15 protein-coding genes and 1 pseudogene are annotated in these 17,114 nt (G+C 66.3%); 9 read left to right on the forward strand and 7 right to left on the reverse strand.

The window, feature by feature from the left end; genetic code table 11:
* From ACIPSE_RS43445 to ACIPSE_RS43460, 4 genes and pseudogenes are all read right to left on the reverse strand, one after another.
* Positions 1 to 378 (reverse strand): annotated as a pseudogene (locus ACIPSE_RS43445) (MerR family transcriptional regulator); the annotation flags it as partial.
* Positions 379 to 461: 83 nt separating this feature from the next.
* Positions 462 to 839 (reverse strand): GntR family transcriptional regulator, encoded by a 378-nt coding sequence (locus tag ACIPSE_RS43450; protein ID WP_401674843.1) that lies wholly within the window; start codon positions 837 to 839, stop codon positions 462 to 464.
* A complete protein-coding gene (locus ACIPSE_RS43455; RefSeq protein WP_401674846.1) occupies positions 836 to 1,549 on the reverse strand; it encodes a hypothetical protein in 714 nt (237 codons plus the stop codon). Before ACIPSE_RS43455 ends, ACIPSE_RS43450 begins: the two co-directional genes overlap by 4 nt.
* A gap of 446 nt (positions 1,550 to 1,995) precedes the next feature.
* A complete protein-coding gene (locus tag ACIPSE_RS43460; protein ID WP_401674848.1) occupies positions 1,996 to 2,445 on the reverse strand; it encodes a hypothetical protein in 450 nt (149 codons plus the stop codon).
* 199 nt (positions 2,446 to 2,644) lie between these two features.
* Here ACIPSE_RS43460 and ACIPSE_RS43465 point away from each other — a divergent pair, with 199 nt between their 5' ends.
* On the forward strand, positions 2,645 to 2,830 hold the full coding sequence (locus ACIPSE_RS43465; RefSeq protein WP_401674851.1) for a hypothetical protein: 186 nt from the start codon (positions 2,645 to 2,647) through the stop codon (positions 2,828 to 2,830).
* A gap of 316 nt (positions 2,831 to 3,146) precedes the next feature.
* The gene (locus tag ACIPSE_RS43470; protein WP_401674853.1) at positions 3,147 to 4,169 is read left to right on the forward strand and encodes a GNAT family N-acetyltransferase; all 1,023 of its coding nucleotides are present in this window, start codon (positions 3,147 to 3,149) and stop codon (positions 4,167 to 4,169) included.
* A gap of 1,201 nt (positions 4,170 to 5,370) precedes the next feature.
* Here ACIPSE_RS43470 and ACIPSE_RS43475 read toward each other — a convergent pair.
* Positions 5,371 to 5,958 carry a hypothetical protein gene (locus ACIPSE_RS43475; protein ID WP_401674855.1) on the reverse strand — a complete coding sequence of 196 codons (588 nt, stop codon included), beginning with the start codon at positions 5,956 to 5,958 and terminating at the stop codon, positions 5,371 to 5,373.
* 228 nt (positions 5,959 to 6,186) lie between these two features.
* Positions 6,187 to 6,414, reverse strand: coding sequence for a hypothetical protein (locus ACIPSE_RS43480; protein ID WP_401674857.1), 228 nt, complete (start codon positions 6,412 to 6,414; stop codon positions 6,187 to 6,189).
* A gap of 32 nt (positions 6,415 to 6,446) precedes the next feature.
* On the opposite strand from ACIPSE_RS43480, the gene ACIPSE_RS43485 reads away from it, so the two are divergent.
* From ACIPSE_RS43485 to ACIPSE_RS43510, 6 genes are all read left to right on the forward strand, one after another.
* On the forward strand, positions 6,447 to 7,340 hold the full coding sequence (locus ACIPSE_RS43485; protein WP_401674860.1) for an S-4TM family putative pore-forming effector: 894 nt from the start codon (positions 6,447 to 6,449) through the stop codon (positions 7,338 to 7,340).
* Complete coding sequence (locus tag ACIPSE_RS43490; RefSeq protein ID WP_401674862.1) at positions 7,337 to 9,964, forward strand: AAA family ATPase; 2,628 nt, start codon at positions 7,337 to 7,339, stop codon at positions 9,962 to 9,964. The genes ACIPSE_RS43485 and ACIPSE_RS43490 overlap by 4 nt, the downstream gene beginning before the upstream one ends.
* 907 nt (positions 9,965 to 10,871) lie before the next feature.
* Entirely contained in the window at positions 10,872 to 13,076 is a 2,205-nt protein-coding gene (locus tag ACIPSE_RS43495; RefSeq protein WP_401674864.1) for an ATP-dependent nuclease, read from the forward strand.
* Between the two features lie 228 nt (positions 13,077 to 13,304).
* On the forward strand, positions 13,305 to 13,436 hold the full coding sequence (locus ACIPSE_RS43500; protein ID WP_401674866.1) for a hypothetical protein: 132 nt from the start codon (positions 13,305 to 13,307) through the stop codon (positions 13,434 to 13,436).
* A 38-nt stretch (positions 13,437 to 13,474) separates the two neighbouring features.
* Positions 13,475 to 14,449, forward strand: a complete 975-nt coding sequence (locus ACIPSE_RS43505) for a hypothetical protein (RefSeq protein WP_401674868.1) — start codon at positions 13,475 to 13,477, stop codon at positions 14,447 to 14,449.
* Between the two features lie 298 nt (positions 14,450 to 14,747).
* Positions 14,748 to 15,587 carry an IS5 family transposase gene (locus ACIPSE_RS43510; protein ID WP_401674871.1) on the forward strand — a complete coding sequence of 280 codons (840 nt, stop codon included), beginning with the start codon at positions 14,748 to 14,750 and terminating at the stop codon, positions 15,585 to 15,587.
* A 36-nt stretch (positions 15,588 to 15,623) separates the two neighbouring features.
* On the opposite strand, the gene ACIPSE_RS43515 is transcribed toward ACIPSE_RS43510, so the two are convergent.
* A complete protein-coding gene (locus tag ACIPSE_RS43515) occupies positions 15,624 to 16,385 on the reverse strand; it encodes an SMI1/KNR4 family protein (protein ID WP_401674874.1) in 762 nt (253 codons plus the stop codon).
* A 64-nt stretch (positions 16,386 to 16,449) separates the two neighbouring features.
* Here ACIPSE_RS43515 and ACIPSE_RS43520 point away from each other — a divergent pair, with 64 nt between their 5' ends.
* Complete coding sequence (locus tag ACIPSE_RS43520) at positions 16,450 to 16,941, forward strand: hypothetical protein (protein WP_401674877.1); 492 nt, start codon at positions 16,450 to 16,452, stop codon at positions 16,939 to 16,941.
* Positions 16,942 to 17,114: the final 173 nt, after the last annotated feature.

Raw genomic sequence — 17,114 nt, forward strand, 5'->3', positions numbered from 1 at the left:
CAAGCATTCACCAAGCCCGGCCCCGCGACTTCCCCGTGAACCCACGGGTCCATCCCCTGACATCAGGGCGACAGACCCGTGAGTTCCCGCCGAAGCTCCTTGAGCTATCGCAAACTTACGGGCCGCGTCAGCCCGCAACGACAACACGCCGCAAAGGTCAGTAATGGCTCGTTTGTCGGTGTCGGTGTGCCCGGCGTCCCAGCACGGAAGGTGTTCGGTGATCCTCTGGCTGGTGGGACCGGCGGCGTACATCCGCTGGAAGAAGCGGACCAAGGGGACGGCGTCCTGCCGGTAGAGGCGCTGGCCGGAAGGGCTGCGTTCGAGGGCGAGCAGTCCCTGTTCCTCGTGGTAGCGGACGCCGCGAACCGAGACGCCGGCGCCTCGGTTGACGTGGTTGCGCCGGTGTAGCCTGTTTCGGTCCGGTGCGGCGGTGGCCGTCGTGCGCGCTTCCCGTGGGGCGGCTAATCGTGCAGTGCGTCGCGTACGGCCTGCTGTACGGTTTCGCGGTCCGCGCCCAGGCTTCGGGCTTCGGCTACGAAGCGGGAAGCCAGCTCCGCGAGTTGGGCCGCGGTCGGTGTCCGGGCCGGTGTCGGTAGCGGTGCCACCCGTGTTCCCGCTCCACGGCGGGTGCGGATCAGGGATGCCGTCTCCAGTTCACGGTAGGCCCTGGCCACCGTGCCCGCGGCCAGGCCCAGGTCGGCCGCCAGTTGGCGCACCGTGGGCAGGCGTTCCTCCTCGCGGAGGCGGCCTGTGGTGATCAGTGTGGCCAGTTGGGCGCGGATCTGCTCGTAGGGCGGGACGGGGCTCGCGGTGTCGACGCGGATGGCGGGAGCGTTCACCGGCGCACCCCGGCCTTGGGCGCGAGCAGCGTGAACAGGCACCACGGCACGGTGATGAGAGCGACCAGAGCTGTGGGCCACAGAACCCAGGTGGCTAGGCGCCCCACCATGCCGTCGCAGTCGGTGTCCATCAGTGCGCCCGACGCGGTCGAGGTGGCGCCGAGGAGCGGGGTGGAGACCAGCAGGCCCCATGCGGCGACCGTCGCCAGCGACCGGTTGTGGCGGGTCTGCTCGTTGCCGGGGCGGCGGGCGATCCTGGCCAGCGACCAAGCGCACGCGGCGGTGGAGACTGCGAGAGCGGCGAGGATTGGCAGGCTGTAGAAGAGGCCCGGCCAGGGACTTGAGCTCGTTGTTCTGTCGCCTGGGCAGGTTATGGTCAGAGAGCGCCCGGCGCGGCCCATGTCGTCGGGTGAGGCGACCGCGGCGGCCACCGTCAGCACGACGACTAGGGCGGCGGCCTCGGCGAGCAGCAGCGCGGTCATGCGGGGTGGCACGTAGTCGCGCATGCGGCGTGGCGTGAGACCGGCTGTGCGGACGGTTCCCCGCGGCGGCGCTGTCAGCGCGTCGCCGACCAAGACCCCGGCGACCGCGCAGAGCCCGAACACAGGGATGGCGTAGAGCATGCCGACGCCGAGGCCGTCGTTCGAACTGACCATGCGGGCGGCGAGAAGTCCCACGAGCAGCCCGGTCCAGCGCGCACAGCGATCCATGGCGGTGGGGCGTGGACCGGTGCGGAGTTCGTGCATGAGTAGCCCCCCGTGTGCTCGCATCTTGTACTCACCACTTGTATCAAGTGGTGAGTACAAGATGCAGCCCAGTGCAAGTTTGTGTCAAATCATTGATACAAATTGCGCGTCGGGCACTCCTTCGGCCATCGCCACTCCTAACCGTCCCCGGCCAAAACCGTGTCCGAAGTGTCGTGGGACTGGAAGGCACGGTTCACCGGCTGCGCGCGCCTTCACCTTCCACCTTTAGGAAGTCCTTGACGGCGATCTGGCTGCCACCTGGTTCACCCACGACGCTGCCCGCACGGTGATCGACTATCTCGACTCCACCCCATCTGCGGTCAGCCCGGAACGCAGGTCGGCGCCGACAGTGCTGGTGACGATCTCCGTCGTGCATCTCAAATGTTGGGGTCCGGGCCGATGGCTTCGGGTCAGGTCCGCTTGCGGCTCGCGATCTCGTCAGTGAGCTGCTGCACGTGGGCGGGGTCCGCGTCCCGGGCAAGGGCGACGTAGTGGTCCATGACGGCTGGCCTGTAGCGCACGGGGAATGTCTGTCCTGGGGCGAGTTGGGTGAGCTCGGTGATGGTGAGGTCTTCGTCTGCGATACCGCGGAACGAGATGCCGTCGGCAGTGTCCACGTCCAACATCAGGACCACGCGTGGATTGCTGTTGACTTCCCGCCAGTCGACGAGAACGCCTAGCGCAAGCGCCCCCGTGCGCAGTTCCGCGTTGCGCTTCCGTGCATCACTGCTCAGGAGCGGGTTCGGGGCGACGCCCGGGAAGCTGGGCCCGACGCCGAGTGATTCCCGACTCAGGTCGGGCCTGAGCTGCGCCATCAGATCGTTGGGAGATGTCCTGCGCTTCTTCTTCCAACCAAACATCCTGGCCCTTCCCTGACGCCGGTGCCGGAATCTCGGCTGGGCGCCTCGCTTTCACCGCGATTGAGTATCGCGGCCATTGCTCACCTCCGTTGCATCGCCGGCCCCGGTGAGGTCGCCGTAAGCGGTTCGCGGACGGGCCCGGTCGGTGCGCCTGTCTGTCGGACGAGCCGCGTCCGCACACCGGCAGGAGGAGTAAGCCGTGATCGATATGCACGGCAACAGTAGCGGGCCGTTGGGGATCGCACGGCTGTGCGGCATCGTGGGGGTGATGTCCGTCGGCCTGTTCTTGAGCGTGCTCGCGCACATCATCGCGGCGATCGCCTGGGGAACAGCAGTAGCCCCCTCATCTCGGGTCCCGCGGCAAGGCCGTGCAGTGCCGCGGTGATGACCGCGGCACCGTTGCAGAGCGATCCTGTGCGGAGCGGCGGTCACGCTGATCAACTCCTTCTGGATCATCAGCCAGGCCGTGGTGCCAGATCTCAGGATGAGAGTAGGTGTGGCAAGGGACGTTCATCAGACAGGCCACCTGTCCCGTGTCTTGGTGTGCAACGGTCAGAAGGAGGCAGGGCAACCGACGGGGCAGGCTGCCGCGTGGCGGTTGTCGGTCTGATTCGCTGGGTACGTTCCTTCAGTCCTTGACCGAGGGGAGTTGGCGGGTGGCCCGGTCACGTGGACTTGTTCTGCGTACGCGGAGGCTTGTCATGGAACCGATGGGCCGCGAGGACAGCGAGGATCTCTTCGAGGCTGTGGTGAGCCAGGACAGTGTGATGCGGTGGCTTGCGACCGGCCGTGCGGGGAATCGTTCCGCGGCCGATGCCATGTGCGACGCTCACGTCGCTCACTGGGCCAGGCACGGGTATGGCGATTTCGCGGTCAGGGATGCTGCCACGCGCGAGTTTCTGGGCCGGGTGGGCCTGCGCAATCGTCCCGAGTACGGCGTCGATCTCGGCTTCGCTCTGCACCCGCGGGCCCAGGGACGCGGGATCGCCCGCGAAGCGGGCCGTGCGTGCCTGAACCTTGCCTTCGGCTGCCTCTCGCTCCCCGCCGTGTACGCGTTCGTCCTGCCCGGCAATCAGGCCTCGATCGGGGTCCTGCGACGCCTGGGCGCCCAGCCTGACGGGACGGTCCACTCCAGTGGCTTGCACTGCCTGCGTTACCGGTTCGGCCCGATCACTGCAGCCGGTGCGGAGGAGGTCGTCTGCGACGGGTGGAAGGACTTCCGGCTGCTCCATTCCCGGGGTACTGGTTCCCCGGCTGACGGTGCCGCACTGTGCGACGGCCTGCCCAAGTCTTTCGGGATGAACGGGCTCGGCATGGTGTGGGCCGACAGACAGCACACTCTCACGGCTGTCTGCGATGGCCTGCCGGTTGCTTCTGCGGGATGGCTGCTGCGGGACATGGCTTTCGACGGATCACGGCGTCGCACGGCTGTTCTGAGCGGGGTGCTGGTGCATTCAGCCTATCGACGCCAGGGCATCGCCCGGACGGTGATCAGTGTGGCGGTCGAACACGCACGAGCGGCGGGAGCCCAGACGATAGTTCTCCACTGCACACCGGACCAGGTCCCGTTCTACAGGCAGCTGGGATGGAACTGCCTCACCGCGCCCGTCACCGAACAACAACCGGGTGACGAAAGGAGTTTGCCAGTGAGCACCATGATCTACGACCTGGCGAGCCTCCCGTATCCCACGGTCAGCGTGGACCTGCAGGGCCTGCCCTTCTGAACATGGTCAGGCCCACGCCTCGCCCCGAAGCGTGAGCCGCGCGGGCGGTGGAATCCAAGGCCGGCGGGGTTCGAGGGCAGCCAGCCCCAGTTCGGCGGGCACCTACGCGGTGGGCATGCCGAGCTGGATGTGGGCGGCGCAGACCGCAACCACCTACAGCCCGGCCACGGCCCCCTCGCCACGACGGGCCTCCGCAGGCGCGGTGGCAGTGGACGGTGCGCGCTCAAGTGTCCTCGGTCCGCTGAGACATGCGTGGCGGCCCAGGCCATGGTGGTCAGCTTCGGCCCTGGCAACCGCTGCCAGCCATTCCAGGGCAAGACAGCCTCCCTGGAATGCGGTTACCTCTGCGAGCCGACCTCCGTTCACGCCCCCGCCCACCGCCACACCGTCACTGCCACATCGATCTGGACCATCACCTGGCAGGCCAACGGTGCTGTCAGCGACGCTGGCACGGGGCAGAGCCCCGTAGCGGGGAGCAGAGCTTCGCTGCTGGCTCACCTGTTCATCGCGGAGACTTCGCCCCTGCCGGGACGGTCACGTGGGAGTGCCTGTCCGGGGGCGGTGTGCGCCGCGTCCGCCGTGGACGAGATCAATGACCGTCGCGTCCGTCGGCGTGTGCACGGCGTTGGACTCCTTCGCATGGTGGCGTAGTGGGAGACCTGCCGGTCGTGCTGTCTCTGGAGTCTTGAGCCCGGGTGGCGATGGTCAGCGTGGTGGGGGCTGTTGGATGCCGCCGCCGTGAAGGTGCGCAGGGAGGTGGCCTTTCGCTCCGGGTGGTAGGTCGTCGAGGCAGGCGGGGGAGCAGGCGTTGACCAGAAGCGGCAGAACGTCGGTCGCGACCACCTGGGAGAGCCAGGCCTGGTGCGGGCCTGTCGCCGGGATCGGTCCGGTGCAGATACTGCAGGGGCCGGCCGTAGTGGTTCCCCAGCGGTTGGGCGCCAGGTTCTTGAGGTTCAAGGCTGCGTCGCCGGGCGGGAGGAGCTGGGGGAACGGCGGCCGGTACTTGTAGTTCCCGTAGACCGAGCGTGTGCTTACAGTGCTGCGCGCCAGCCGAGCACACCGCGTGATCTCGTAGGGGAACCAGTGCAGCCGGTGGTAGCCCGGGAGTACAACTCCCGGGGATGCTCGGGTGTCTGACGCTGCGCGACTCTCGGTGACCGTCCTCTCGCCCGCGCCGGGTGACGACGGCTCTGCTGCCGCATCAGCTCCGGTGCATGTCCGCGGTCCCTAGCGCTTGCGGTAGCCGGATGCGGAAGGGGGGAAGGGCTATGTCCAGCAGGGTGTCGATGGTCGTGCCGTCTAGGCCGCTGTCCAGGTGGAAGGACCGGCGGAGCAGACTGCCGACCTGGGCGGGAGCAAGGCCCAGGCGCACGCGGGCCTTGAGGCAGATCGCCCCGAGGAGGTTCGCGCTGTCGCCGGGCCGGTGCTGGAGGTACCAGGTCAGCAGCTTCACCGAGCCGGAGGGCAGGTCGGACAGAGTGATGTCCTCCAGGCTTTCGTCCTTGCCGCGGTTTCGTTCGGCGTCTTCGGCCAGGCGGCCGAGGATGGCCTCGACCAGCACGTCACGCACAGGCCCGTGAGGGACGAGGCCCTGGTTGCTGCCGTACATGAGGGCGGCTGCCGCGTCCCACGCGAGATCGTCGGAGCCGCTCTGCGCGGGATCGCCCTTCATGTAGGGCGGCCGTCGTTTGCCGCCGCTGTGGCGTTGTTCGGTCAGGGTTTCGTGGAAGACGCGGCGCAGCCGGTTGTGGTCGGCCACGAGGCCAGCGGGCTGGGCGGTGTCGTACACGGTGGTTGACGACAGCAGGGCTGCGGGGCCGTTGTCCCAATTTCGCGCGGATGTGGGAACCGTCCACACACACCCTGGACCAGTCGAGCTCGTCGGCCGCGTTCAGCTCGGCAAGCAGGGTGCGGTGCAGCTGCTCGAAGACGCCGGTGGCCACACTAGGGCATCGCGAACGCCCGCCCGCTGCACCCGCTCCCCGAACCGATCACCAATCCGGATGAAATCGCCCGCCTACGAGCGTTCAGTGAGCAACTCCGCCAGGCGGTCGGCGAATTCGGTGAGCCAGTCCAGCTGTGGCCACTGCAAGGTCACTTCGCCGAGTCGGCCGCCGTAGAGCAGCGTGGACGGTACAACGATGATCTCGTGCGCGAGCGAGTCGTCGGCGGCCTGGCGGGCGCACCGTCGGTTACGGAAGAGAACTGACTGTACCGCCAGGGCTACCGGACGTGTGAAACTCACTACGTGGAACCGCACTCGGGGGAGGGGCGTTGGTGAGCACCCAGCACATCGCGGACCGGCAGGAGAACGCCGCGGCCATGCGCGTACTCAAAGCCATCGCCGTGGCTCACCTCCGCAATCAGCGAGCACAGACGCTGAGCCTGGGCGTTTCGATCGCTCTGGCCGTTGCAGGCCTGCTGTCCGTCTCGGGTGCGCGGTACGGCACCGCCATCACGCTCGGTGGCACGCTCTGGGCCGCGCTCTACATGGGGGTGATGGCGCCCTGGGCCGAGCGGTACCTGCGGATCGCCGCGACCCTTCAGGAGATGTTCGACTCCGATGTACTCGGCTTGCCGTGGAACAGCGTTGCGGTCGGGAACCGGATCGGTGACGACGAGGTGAGCCGGCTGAGCCGGCGCTTTCGTGGCGGTGAGGACCGGCTGCGGGGCTACTACCTCGTGCTGGATGCCGCCGCGCCCTACGACGTGCTCTTCTGCCTGGAACAGAACCTGGCCTGGGGGTCACGGATCCGGCTTCGCTTCGCCCAGCTGATGCTCGGCGTGCTGGTGCTGTGGTCCGCGGCGGGGGTCCTTCTGACCCTCGCCACCAGCGGGACGATGAGCCGACTGGTCACCGGGTGGTTTGTTCCCTCGCTCGGTCTGCTGCTCCTGTGCCTGGAGATGTACCGCACACAGATGACGAGCATTCAGGAGCGGCTGCGCGTCCTGGGGCTTGTGCGCGCGGTCATCGACAACCCCACATCGCCGGTGATCACCACACCGGAGGTGCTGACCTGCTTCGCCCGCCAGGTCCAGGACACGCTCTATCAGATGCGACGGCTCCAGCCCCGCCTGCCGGCCTGGTACTTCCGGCGCTATCACGACCAGGACAAGGGCGATTTCCATATCAGGAAGCAAGAGCTGGAATCGAGGTTCCCGCGGCCATGACCGCCCTGGAGGATCTGACTCGTGAGTTCGGAGACGCCGACGTCGCTTCGGCGATCATCGAGTCGTTGCTCGTCAGCGGCTTCAAGATCCGTAGTGGCACCATCGAGGCACGAAGTCGGGGCTTTACCGGAGCTCGGCTCGCGAAGGCGCTGTTGACCAAAGCCACGGGGCGGCCCGAACCGCAATGGTGCGTGATCAAGTTCTGCCCGCCGGTGCCGGTGAACCGCCGCCGGGAGAGTCAACAGCATGCAGCGGCCCTGCATGAGGCACCCCAGGAATTCCGCCTACAGCACCTCGCCGAGTTCGCCTTTCAACCGGTTGCCTGTCCCCAGAACGCCATTGTCGTCGGTCAGTTCATGGCGGACGGTATTCCCCTGGGGAACGTGGATCTCGATCGACTCGCCGACGCCTGCAAGACGATCTGGTGCGAGATGCTCCTGGGGTGGACTGGTGATGAGTACGACAACCAGTCGGCGACGGTGGCCGAGTTGCTGACGTGCGAGCTGGGCGACGGCTTCAGGACCGACGGGTGGCTGTACGACTGGGCGCGAAAGCGCGGCCTGCTCACGCCGGACCTCCTGGAACTGCCGGGCGAGAGCCAGCCGTTGCCCAACCCGTGGCGACTGTTCACCAAGGACATGCCCGCGACACTGCGGGAGATCCACTGTCTGGTGGGCCGGACACACGGCGACCTCCACGGTGACAACATCCTTGTACCCGCGTACGACGGGCGCGTCGAAGCGGACCGTTTCCGGCTGATCGACCTGGCCACCTACGACGCGCGGGCACCGCTCAGCCGGGATCTCGCCACCTTGCTGATCTCGCTCTGCTCGCGGGAGATCGGGGAGTCTTCCTCGGACAGCCAGGAGACGTTTCTCGCCTATCTGGAGCGCGACAAGCGCGACAAGCGCCTCGATGGCGGCATGCCGGGCAGGGTGCGAAAGATCATTGACGCACTTCGGGAACCCGCGCTCCAGTTCGTCGTCGACAAGCGCGGGGATCCGGAGCATTGGCACAGGCAACTGAAGGTCTCCCTGCTTGCCCAGGCGATGCTGCACAGCGCGTACAAGAGCGGTACGCCGGAGGCCCGCCGCTGGTGCGCACGGCTGGCGGGGCGGCTCACCAGGGTCCTGCTCGGGACGGTGGACCTGTCGGTGGCGCGCTCGGAGTCCTTCGACGCGGGAGCGATCCTAGGGGCGACCGGCACCGTAGTGGCGCGGCCGACCGGCCGATCGGCGCGGGACAGATCTGCCTTTGTGGACCGAGAGGGTCCGCAGAGCCGTCTTCGCGCGGCGCTGGACGATCAGGCCACCTCGGTCATCGTGGTCAGTGGTCCGGCCGGGATAGGGAAGACGGCGCTGGTGCGCGAGGTGCTCGCCGATCTGGGCAGGGCCGACCCGGAGGACGAGTCCTCGGCCGTTCGCTGGCACGACGCCACACCGTACGGAGAGATCGGCGTGGCGACCCTGGTCGAGGACATCGAACCACCTGGGTCGGGTCAGGCGGCTGGCCCCTTCGCACGGGCTCGTCTGGAGATCGCCCTCGACGGTCTCGATACGACTGGCGGCTTTCGGCCGGTGATCGTGATCGACTCGGCGGAGAATCTTCTCGACGACGAGCACGTCCTGCGTGACTCGGAGCTCGACCTGGCACTGGAGGCCGTGCAAAGCCGTCTGAACCCGCTCGTCAAGGTTGTTTTCGTGACGCAGCACGTGCCCGAGGCGACGACAGGCGTGGCGTGGACGGAGAACGCCGTCCACATCGGTCTCAGGGGATACAAGCCACTGTGGCTGCGGAAGCATTTCGCCGCACTGGACCCGAGCGACACGTACGGACTGGCCGTCCTGTCGGAGAGCGATCTACGGCGCGTTCACGGCCGTCTGGCCGGCAACCCGCGGCTCGCCGAGCTGCTTTCCGCGGGCATCAGCAGTGATCCGCCGGCGATGCAGGTCCACGAGATCGGAGCGTGGCTGTCCTCCGTGCCGACGAGCGAAGTGCATCAACGTCTGGTGCACAAGTTCGTCGACCGCCTCCCCATCGAGCAGCAGCGGGTGGCGGAGGGGCTGGCAGCGCTCGGCATTCCGGCCGATACCGAAGCCGTCATCGGCATCCTGGAGCCATATGTGCCAGCGTCCCGGATTGAGCCGGCCTTGCGAGCGCTCGTGGCGGCCGGATTCGTCCTGGAGCGTCGGGACGGCCGCAGCTATCTGCGCAAGAGCGAGATCGAGGCCGTGCTCAATCGTCTGCCCTGCGGTGACCGTCGGGCGGACGAGAGTGAGTCGCCGACCCGACGTGTCCTCCTGCTGCGAGCGGCCCAGTCCCTGACCGACGAGTTCGTGGATGACGACGATGCGGACGCCGCCGAATTCAAGGCCGCTACCCGCAGGATCAGGGCCCGGCTGGCTGACGTCGAGGCGCAGATGGCGCACCCGCGGCGGGCGCGCATCCTGGTGGACATCGTGACCGCCGAAGACCCCGCCAGGGCATGGAAGGATCTGACGCTGGACCGGCAGCGCGCGGTGGTCGAGACGCTGGCCACGGTAACGCTCCTGCCCGGCCGTCCGGGCAGGACGCCGTTCGATCCGCGATCGGTACGGATCGAGCCGCTCCAGGGGATGGGCTGACCCCGCGGGCGGAGCAGCCCGCGCAAGTGGTACGCCATGCCGCACCCTGCCGGGAGTCGGTGGTTCCGTGGTCCGCGCCCGCGATCAGGCCGCGGGCGTCACCGAGGTCGTTGTCGGAGTCCCCGCGCTCCTTCGGGGTCCAGGCCGAGGCGCCCGAGTCATAGGCCTCGGCTAGCGGTACTCGGTGGTCGACGTCCAGCTTGCTTGCATTGAAGAGGGCGGAGCGTCTGCTCGTTGGTCCTGCCGGGGATCCCGGTCCAGGCCTCCTTGCGCATCAGATGCAAGGGCGCCGGCAGTGTGAGCGCAGTGGCCTTGAGTAGGTCGTGGAAGTCGCCACCGGTCCCTCGTTCGGCCTGGTCTCCTTCGAGTTGGTGTCCCGATGTGCATCCGGTACATCCTGGTCCCCGGCTGGCCCGATGCCCTGTAGTAGTAGCCCGTTTCGTGTCCGAACTCGGCATGGTCGAACGGGTCGATGCCATGGGTTCCACACGCTGGGTGCCCCGAAGCATCAAGCTCCCGATGTTCCCTGTCCGTTGCGTGAAATCCGGCGCCTGCCCCCGCTCTGATCGAGAGGGTCCATGCATCCTTCAGGAAGCATGGAGCCAAGTCTTTTTGATCATCTCGGAATGAGGCGGATCCACGGTCACTCTTTCGGGTGGCTCTCATGGATGAGGCCGTAGTTGTGGCCAAGGACCATCCGTGCCTATACGTCACGAGAGTGGCTGCTCCGCTCGTGGGGATCTGTGGTGCACCAGCGGCGCTCAAGTGGAGCGGCGTTGTCGGCCACGCGACCCGAAATCTTGGCCTTGGCGTGATGCTGATGACGTCCTCAGCGTTGGTCAGCCGCGGAGGGGAAGTCACATGGCCCCTAGGATGTTCGCCCGGACTAAGCATCCCCTGGAGCACCATGCGCCTCGAACACATCAGGATCGACAACTTCCGTGGACTGGACCACGTGGACATGTCGTTCTCCATGTTCGGCTGCCTCATCGGTGAGAACAACGCCGGGAAGTCGTCCGTGTTCCAGGCACTGAACATGTTCCTCCGCTCTGGCGCCGCGATCGCCACCGACTTCCTGAACCCGGCGCGCCCCATCCGCATCCAGCTCACCTTTGCAGGCATCGGCGCGACAGATCTGCAGCGCCTGGAGGAGAACCACCGTTCACGCATCGAACCTGCGGTTGCGGACGGAACTCTGACCCTGGCACGCACGTACAAGGGGGCGGGCAAGGGCGAGATGTGGGTGGTTCGGAAGGTGCCGAGCGACCAGCGCTTCAGGAAGGCAGCCCTGGATGAGGTTCTCAAGCCCAAGATCTCGACCGAGGAGCTTGAGGCGAACGTCCAGCACACCTATCCGGAGATCTTCGCCAGGCTGTCGGGCAAGATCAACCGCACCGCGGTGAAGCGAGAATGGGCCGACTGTGTTGCGGCTCTTGAACCCCATGAGTACACCACCGGCGACGACCCGCTGATGACCGGCTTGGACAAGTCGGTGGCCCCCCTGCTCCCGGAGCCGATCTACATTCCGGCCGTCAAAGAACTCAACGACGACCTGAAGACCAGCTCGACAGCGACGTTCGGACGCCTGCTCTCCATCCTGTTCGAGGACATCGAACATCAACTGCCCGAGCTCGAAGCATCATTCGACAAGCTTCGAAGCCAGCTGAACGTTGTGGCCAAAGAGGACGGAAGTGAGTCGGACGGCCGGCTACAGGAAGTGCGCGAGATCGAGTCGCTGATCCAGCGCAACCTTCAGGAGTCCTTCCCCCGGGCGAGCGTTCGCCTCGAGATTCCTCCACCGCGACTCCGCAGCCTGCTCGAAGAAGCGCAAATCGCTGTCAACGACGGCATCAGCGGCCCGTTCAAGACCAAAGGCGACGGCCTGCGTCGCTCCGTGGCTTTCGCCCTCCTGCGAGCCTACGTGGATCTGAAGACCGCGAAGCCGACCCGGCCGGACAGCACTCAACAGCCCTGCCTGTTGCTGTTCGAGGAGCCCGAGGTGTTTTTGCACCCACAGGCGCAACGCAAGCTCTTCGAGGCCCTGACCGTCTTCTCCGACTACAACGATGTGCTGGTCAGCACACACTCGTCGGCCTTTTGTGCGCCTGGAGCGACCGGCACCTTCGTCAAGGTGGTCAAGGACCACACCTTGGATCCGCCAGCCAGCCGGACCTGCGTGATCGACCTGTCCGACATGGATGCCCGGGATCAGTTCGAGATCATTACGCATGAGAACAACGAGGCGGCGTTCTTCGCCACATCGGTGCTTCTCGTGGAAGGACCGAGCGACCGAACCCTCATCCCTCACATCGCGCGCACCCTCAGCCCGCAGTGGGACTTCGACAAGCAGGGGACGGCGATCGCCAAGGTCGAAGGCAAAGGAAGCATCGAGCGATACCGTCGCTTCTTCAAGCGCTTCGAGATGAGAGTTGCGGTCGTCGCGGACCTGGACGCCGTACTCGACGGGTTCGACAAACTCGGCGCGAGCGCCGACTGTCGGCAGCTGCGCGACAAGGTCGTCTCGAAGGTCAACGAACTCGTAGAAGACGAGGACGCCAAGGTGTCCGCCGGCACGCTCAAGAGCCTGAGCAAGAGTGGTAGTGCACGTGCCCTGTGGGAGCATGCACAGCTCAAGAGCGCGGAGCATGCAGAAGGACTGTGCGCGTTCGAGGAGTTGGACGCGGCGGTGAAGGCCTTCTTCGCCCGATCCGCCTCCGGCACGGCTCGGCGGATTCTTGAAGAAGCGGAGAACTCGGACCTGGAGAAAATGAAGCTGGAGTTGCTGAGCATGCTTCGCCGCGAAGACATCTACATCTGGGAGCGGGGAGCGATCGAGGCCTACTACCCGGAACTTCAGCCCAATGAGTCGAACAACAAGAACGACCGGGCCCGCATGTTCTGTGAGCACTACACCACGGCCGATGCCATCCGCGGGCTACCGGTGTTCAAGGAATCGACCATCTGCGAGTTCGACCTCGTCTTCGAGGCATTCTTCGGCACCTCTCAGCCGCAGTCAGCGGTGGTTCAGATTCCCGAGCAAACCACCGAGGGTAACCAGGCACCTGTGCTCGATGTCCTGACCAGAGACGATGAGGCGTGCAATCCCCTCTAGCGGGTGCCTCGACCCTATTGAAGTCTGTGCGCTGCTATCAGCGGGAGCGATCCCTTCTGGACGGCGACGAGCAGGGAACCGATCCTCGGAGCGCGACGAGGCCTCGACGAATCCGCCGGGGTCTCGTCGCGTCAGACGCATCCGTCCGTAGAACTCAAGCGTGAGCAGTTCTCTCGATGCTATGTCCGAGTTCCTGTTCAACGCCGAGATGGCCTTTGCGGGAGCGGTATGCTGCCCGCCGCGCGGCTGAGCTGCGTTCCGCACGATCCCGGCAGGTTCGCGGAGCAGATCGACGATCTGCTCCGCGACGAAGCAGATGCCGCGGAAGCGGAGTTCCGGCAGCTTCGAGACCTCGGCTGAGGCTGGTTCTCCGTCGGACGCTTCCGGAGAATAGTGCCGTGGAACGGCGGATTGACTTCTGGCGCGAGCGGCAGATGTCCTGTGGGCGCTGCGATCATCGGTGGCGCGTCGATCTGGACTGGATCGATCGGTGGGAGCAGGCGACGGAGACCTGCCCCGGCTGCGGCATGACCTGCGAGCACGAGGACTCGCCCCGGGTAACGGTCGACCCCGATGACCCGGCGCTCGACGACGACCGGGTCGCGCGTTTCTTCTGGTACCACACGAGCACGCAGGCGGACTGGCCGACGCGGGACTTCGACCCGGCAGCCGGCTTGACTCCCGAGACCCGCAGGATGGCGGGCGGAGAGCGCCGGGTTTCCGCGTGGGTCGCGAGCCAGCAGGCGAAGGCCCTCCACGTCGGCACGTACGAGGCCGCTGTCCACAATATGCTGCGTCGGAGCCGTGACCAGGCCGACCAGCGCAGCCAGTTCTATCTGTATCGGGTCCGTCTGAAGCCATCCGGCGTGGTGCGGAAGAGGTGGCTCGTCGACCCCGGCAACTTCGTCGGCGATGTCGTGCTCGACGAGGTCTGCCCGCCGGGCGTCGACGTCGCCCGCTACCTGAACTTCCACGAGGATCCGGGAGGGCTCTCGCTCGCGCTGGGGAGGGACGCGATCGCCAGTGTTCAGCGGATCGCGGTTCCGCTCCCCGACTCCTGGGATGGCGGGTGGGTGCGTGATGCCGTTGCGGCTCTCGAGGTCGTGAGCGGCACCGTCGTCCCGGCGAACGGCACGCCAGCCCGCCGCGTGCGGCCGTCATCGCCACGAGCCGTCCTGGGCCGAGAGCTCGGTGCGTCCCTGGCCGGCAGACTGCCGGTCAACCTCCAGGACCAGTTCACGTCGGCCTCGGCGTTCGCAGAGGGAGAGGATCCAGAGCAGTGGGCGCGACGGACCAGCGGCCTGGCCGGCCTGATCGCCGATCCGACTCACGTGCTGGCTGCGCTCGATCGGCAAGATCCCTGGCAGGTCTGAGAACGGCCTGTCCCCTCCTCAGGGGCAGGAAGCCCTGAGGTCGCTGTCGGGCTTCGAGGTTGACGCCGCCCTGAGAGGGTGTTTACGCAGGTTAGGCTCGATTAGAGCCTTTCATCCGTGTCATATTTTGAGGCGTATGGTCGGGTGAGCGACTATCGAGCCTCCTGAAGCTGCGAACTCGACTGTCCGCCTCATCCGATCTTGTGACCTGAAGTTTGTCTGGTTCGAAAAGATCGCAGAAACGCCTGAAAGGCGGCGGGATGATGACTTCCGGTGCAGTCCATGATCACGCTACGACGTGAGCCAGCGGAAGCCATACCCCAGCGACCTGTCCGACGCCCGATGGGCCCTGATCGAACCGACGTTGACGGCCTGGCGGAAAGCCCGGCTCGACCGCAGGCCCACCGGCCAGCCACCCAAAGTCGAGCTCCGTGATGTGTTCGACGCGATTCTCTACCTGAACCGCACAGGAATCCCCTGGAAATACCTCCCGCACGACTTCCCGGGCCACGGCACCTTCTACTTCTACTACCCCGCCTTGCGTGACGAAGGAATCTTCGCCCAACTCAACTACGACCTCACGGGATTAGCCCGCGTGAAGGAGGGCCGCAAGCCCGAACCCACCGCCTCCGTCATCGACACCCAGAGCGTGAAGACCTCCACCAACGTGCCCGTGACCAGCCAGGGAACCGACGCAGACAAGAAGATCGTAGGCCGCAAGCGCGGCATCCTGACCGACACACTTGGCCTCATCCTCGCTGTGACCGTCACCGCCGCCGGCCTCCACGAAAAGGCCCTGGGAATACGCCTCCTCGACCAAGCGAAGGAAACGTATCCGACCATCTCCAAAAGCTGGGTCGACACCGGTTTCAAGAACGCCTTTGTCGAGCACGGGGCGAAGCTCGGAATCGACGTCGAAGTCGTCAACAGGAACCCCGGAGTTCGCGGATTTCACGTAGTGAAAAGACGCTGGGTGGTGGAGCGGAACATCGGGTGGATCATGATGCACCGACGCCTCGCCCGAGACTACGAAACCCTCACCGCCAGCTCAGAGGCCATGATCCACGTCGCGTCCATCGACAACCTCGCCAAGCGCATAACAGACGAGACCACACCAACCTGGCGAGGAACCTACTAGGGCATAACCGGTAATTCGCCTAGATCAAACGCCCTCTCAGAAGGGCAGCGGCTCGGAGCTCAGCGAGTCGGCGTATCCCAGGGACCACCGTCCGGGAATGGTCGCGCAGATTGCATCCAAGTCCGTGCGGGTGCGGCCCCGAACATGAAGCCAGCTGTGGACGTCCAGGCCGTCTTGGCGCAGCAGCTTGCCCGGCGCGGAGAACCAACGCACGGGAAAGTCCTCTGGACCCGTCCACATCGGGTAGTCCGGCAGTGGAACCTGCTGGAATTGCTCAGGCACCTTCCTGAGCAGGTCAACAGGCAACTCGCAAGCGTTGTACAGCTGTGCCTCCCCGCCGAACAGTGCCTCGCTCAGTACGAGCTCGACGCAGGCCAGGGACACTCGGTCCATGAACGGCACCCAGCCGTGACGCGCCTGAACGAGCACCGGGGGATCCTCCTGATCAAGGTCAGTAAGGCGCACGCCCCAGAAAGCACAGCCCTGGTTCTCGCTACGGAACACGAGGACACCGCCGCACTCGTCATGCACGAACATCTCGTGAGGCGGCAGCAGGGGGTCCTGATTGGCGACCAGGTCGGGCCGAGTGCCTACGAGTGCATAGACCTCATGCAGCGCGGCCGGCAGCGAACAACCGAGCGTCGCCTCGGCCCGTGCCAGTTCCGCCGTAAGAGAGCCGACGCCTTCGACCAACGGCTCGCCCCAAGCGGCAGCAAAGCTGCGGATAAACGTCCAGGCCCGGTCCCGGTCGGAGACTCCGCCGTCCAGAGCTTGGGCCACGTCGAAGATGCCACGCATGCCACGACCGTATCGAAAGCTCAAGCCGCATCACCAAGCGGCCCTGAGGTTGCCGACCAAGATCGTGTTACGAGCTCTGAGCACCCTGCTCACCCCGACCGGCCCCGATTTGAGACTGCTGGCGTCCATGGCCGCCTGGACCTGGCCCGGCACTCGCTCGGACGGCCATGAGGCCGCGCACATCCTGATCACCCGCCCCCCGGCCCTGGCTGGCCAGGACACCGCCGAGACGGCCGAGACGTCCGAGGGCCGTATGCGGCGGCTGTCCGCCAGCCTGGGCGGCCTGGCCTGCGCTCGCGAGATCGTCCCGGAGTTGGAGTGCTGCCTGCAGATCGTCGGCGACCAGGTGCTGCTGCACGTGCCCGGCATCTCCCGCTGGCTGGGACTGCCCACCCGCCGGCCCTGGACCGACCTCGTGGCACGCACAGGAGAGGCGGTCCTGCTTCTGGGACTGGATCTGCTGCCGCTGTCCGCCGACGCCGCGCAGGTCGATGCGTACCTGGATGCTGCGCTCGCCGCGGACCGGCTGCTGTTCGGCCGCGCCCGTACCCGCTGAATCCGCAGCGTCCCGCAGCACCCGTCTGTACGCGGCACTGGCGATGCTGATCATGTGTGTGACAACCGCCGGGGCCTGTACCGGATTTGTGCTGAGCGGCCCGTTGGGTGCCGGAGCCGGGGCTCTCGCCGGTGTGGGAGCGCTGCTTCTGTGCGCGAGGATCGTGATCACGC

This window comes from Streptomyces sp. NPDC090106, assembly GCF_044747265.1.
Taxonomy (GTDB): domain Bacteria; phylum Actinomycetota; class Actinomycetes; order Streptomycetales; family Streptomycetaceae; genus Streptomyces.

Excerpts from the sequence above, each read along its gene's own strand:
- ACIPSE_RS43455 (WP_401674846.1), bottom strand. The coding sequence starts at position 1,549 with ATGGATCGCTGTGCGCGCTGGACCGGGCTGCTCGTGGGACTTCTCGCC.
- ACIPSE_RS43460 (WP_401674848.1), bottom strand. The coding sequence starts at position 2,445 with ATGTTTGGTTGGAAGAAGAAGCGCAGGACATCTCCCAACGATCTGATG.
- ACIPSE_RS43470 (WP_401674853.1), top strand. The coding sequence starts at position 3,147 with ATGGAACCGATGGGCCGCGAGGACAGCGAGGATCTCTTCGAGGCTGTG.
- ACIPSE_RS43490 (WP_401674862.1), top strand. The coding sequence starts at position 7,337 with ATGACCGCCCTGGAGGATCTGACTCGTGAGTTCGGAGACGCCGACGTC.
- ACIPSE_RS43495 (WP_401674864.1), top strand. The coding sequence starts at position 10,872 with ATGCGCCTCGAACACATCAGGATCGACAACTTCCGTGGACTGGACCAC.
- ACIPSE_RS43500 (WP_401674866.1), top strand. The coding sequence starts at position 13,305 with ATGCTGCCCGCCGCGCGGCTGAGCTGCGTTCCGCACGATCCCGGCAGG.
- ACIPSE_RS43515 (WP_401674874.1), bottom strand. The coding sequence starts at position 16,385 with ATGCGTGGCATCTTCGACGTGGCCCAAGCTCTGGACGGCGGAGTCTCC.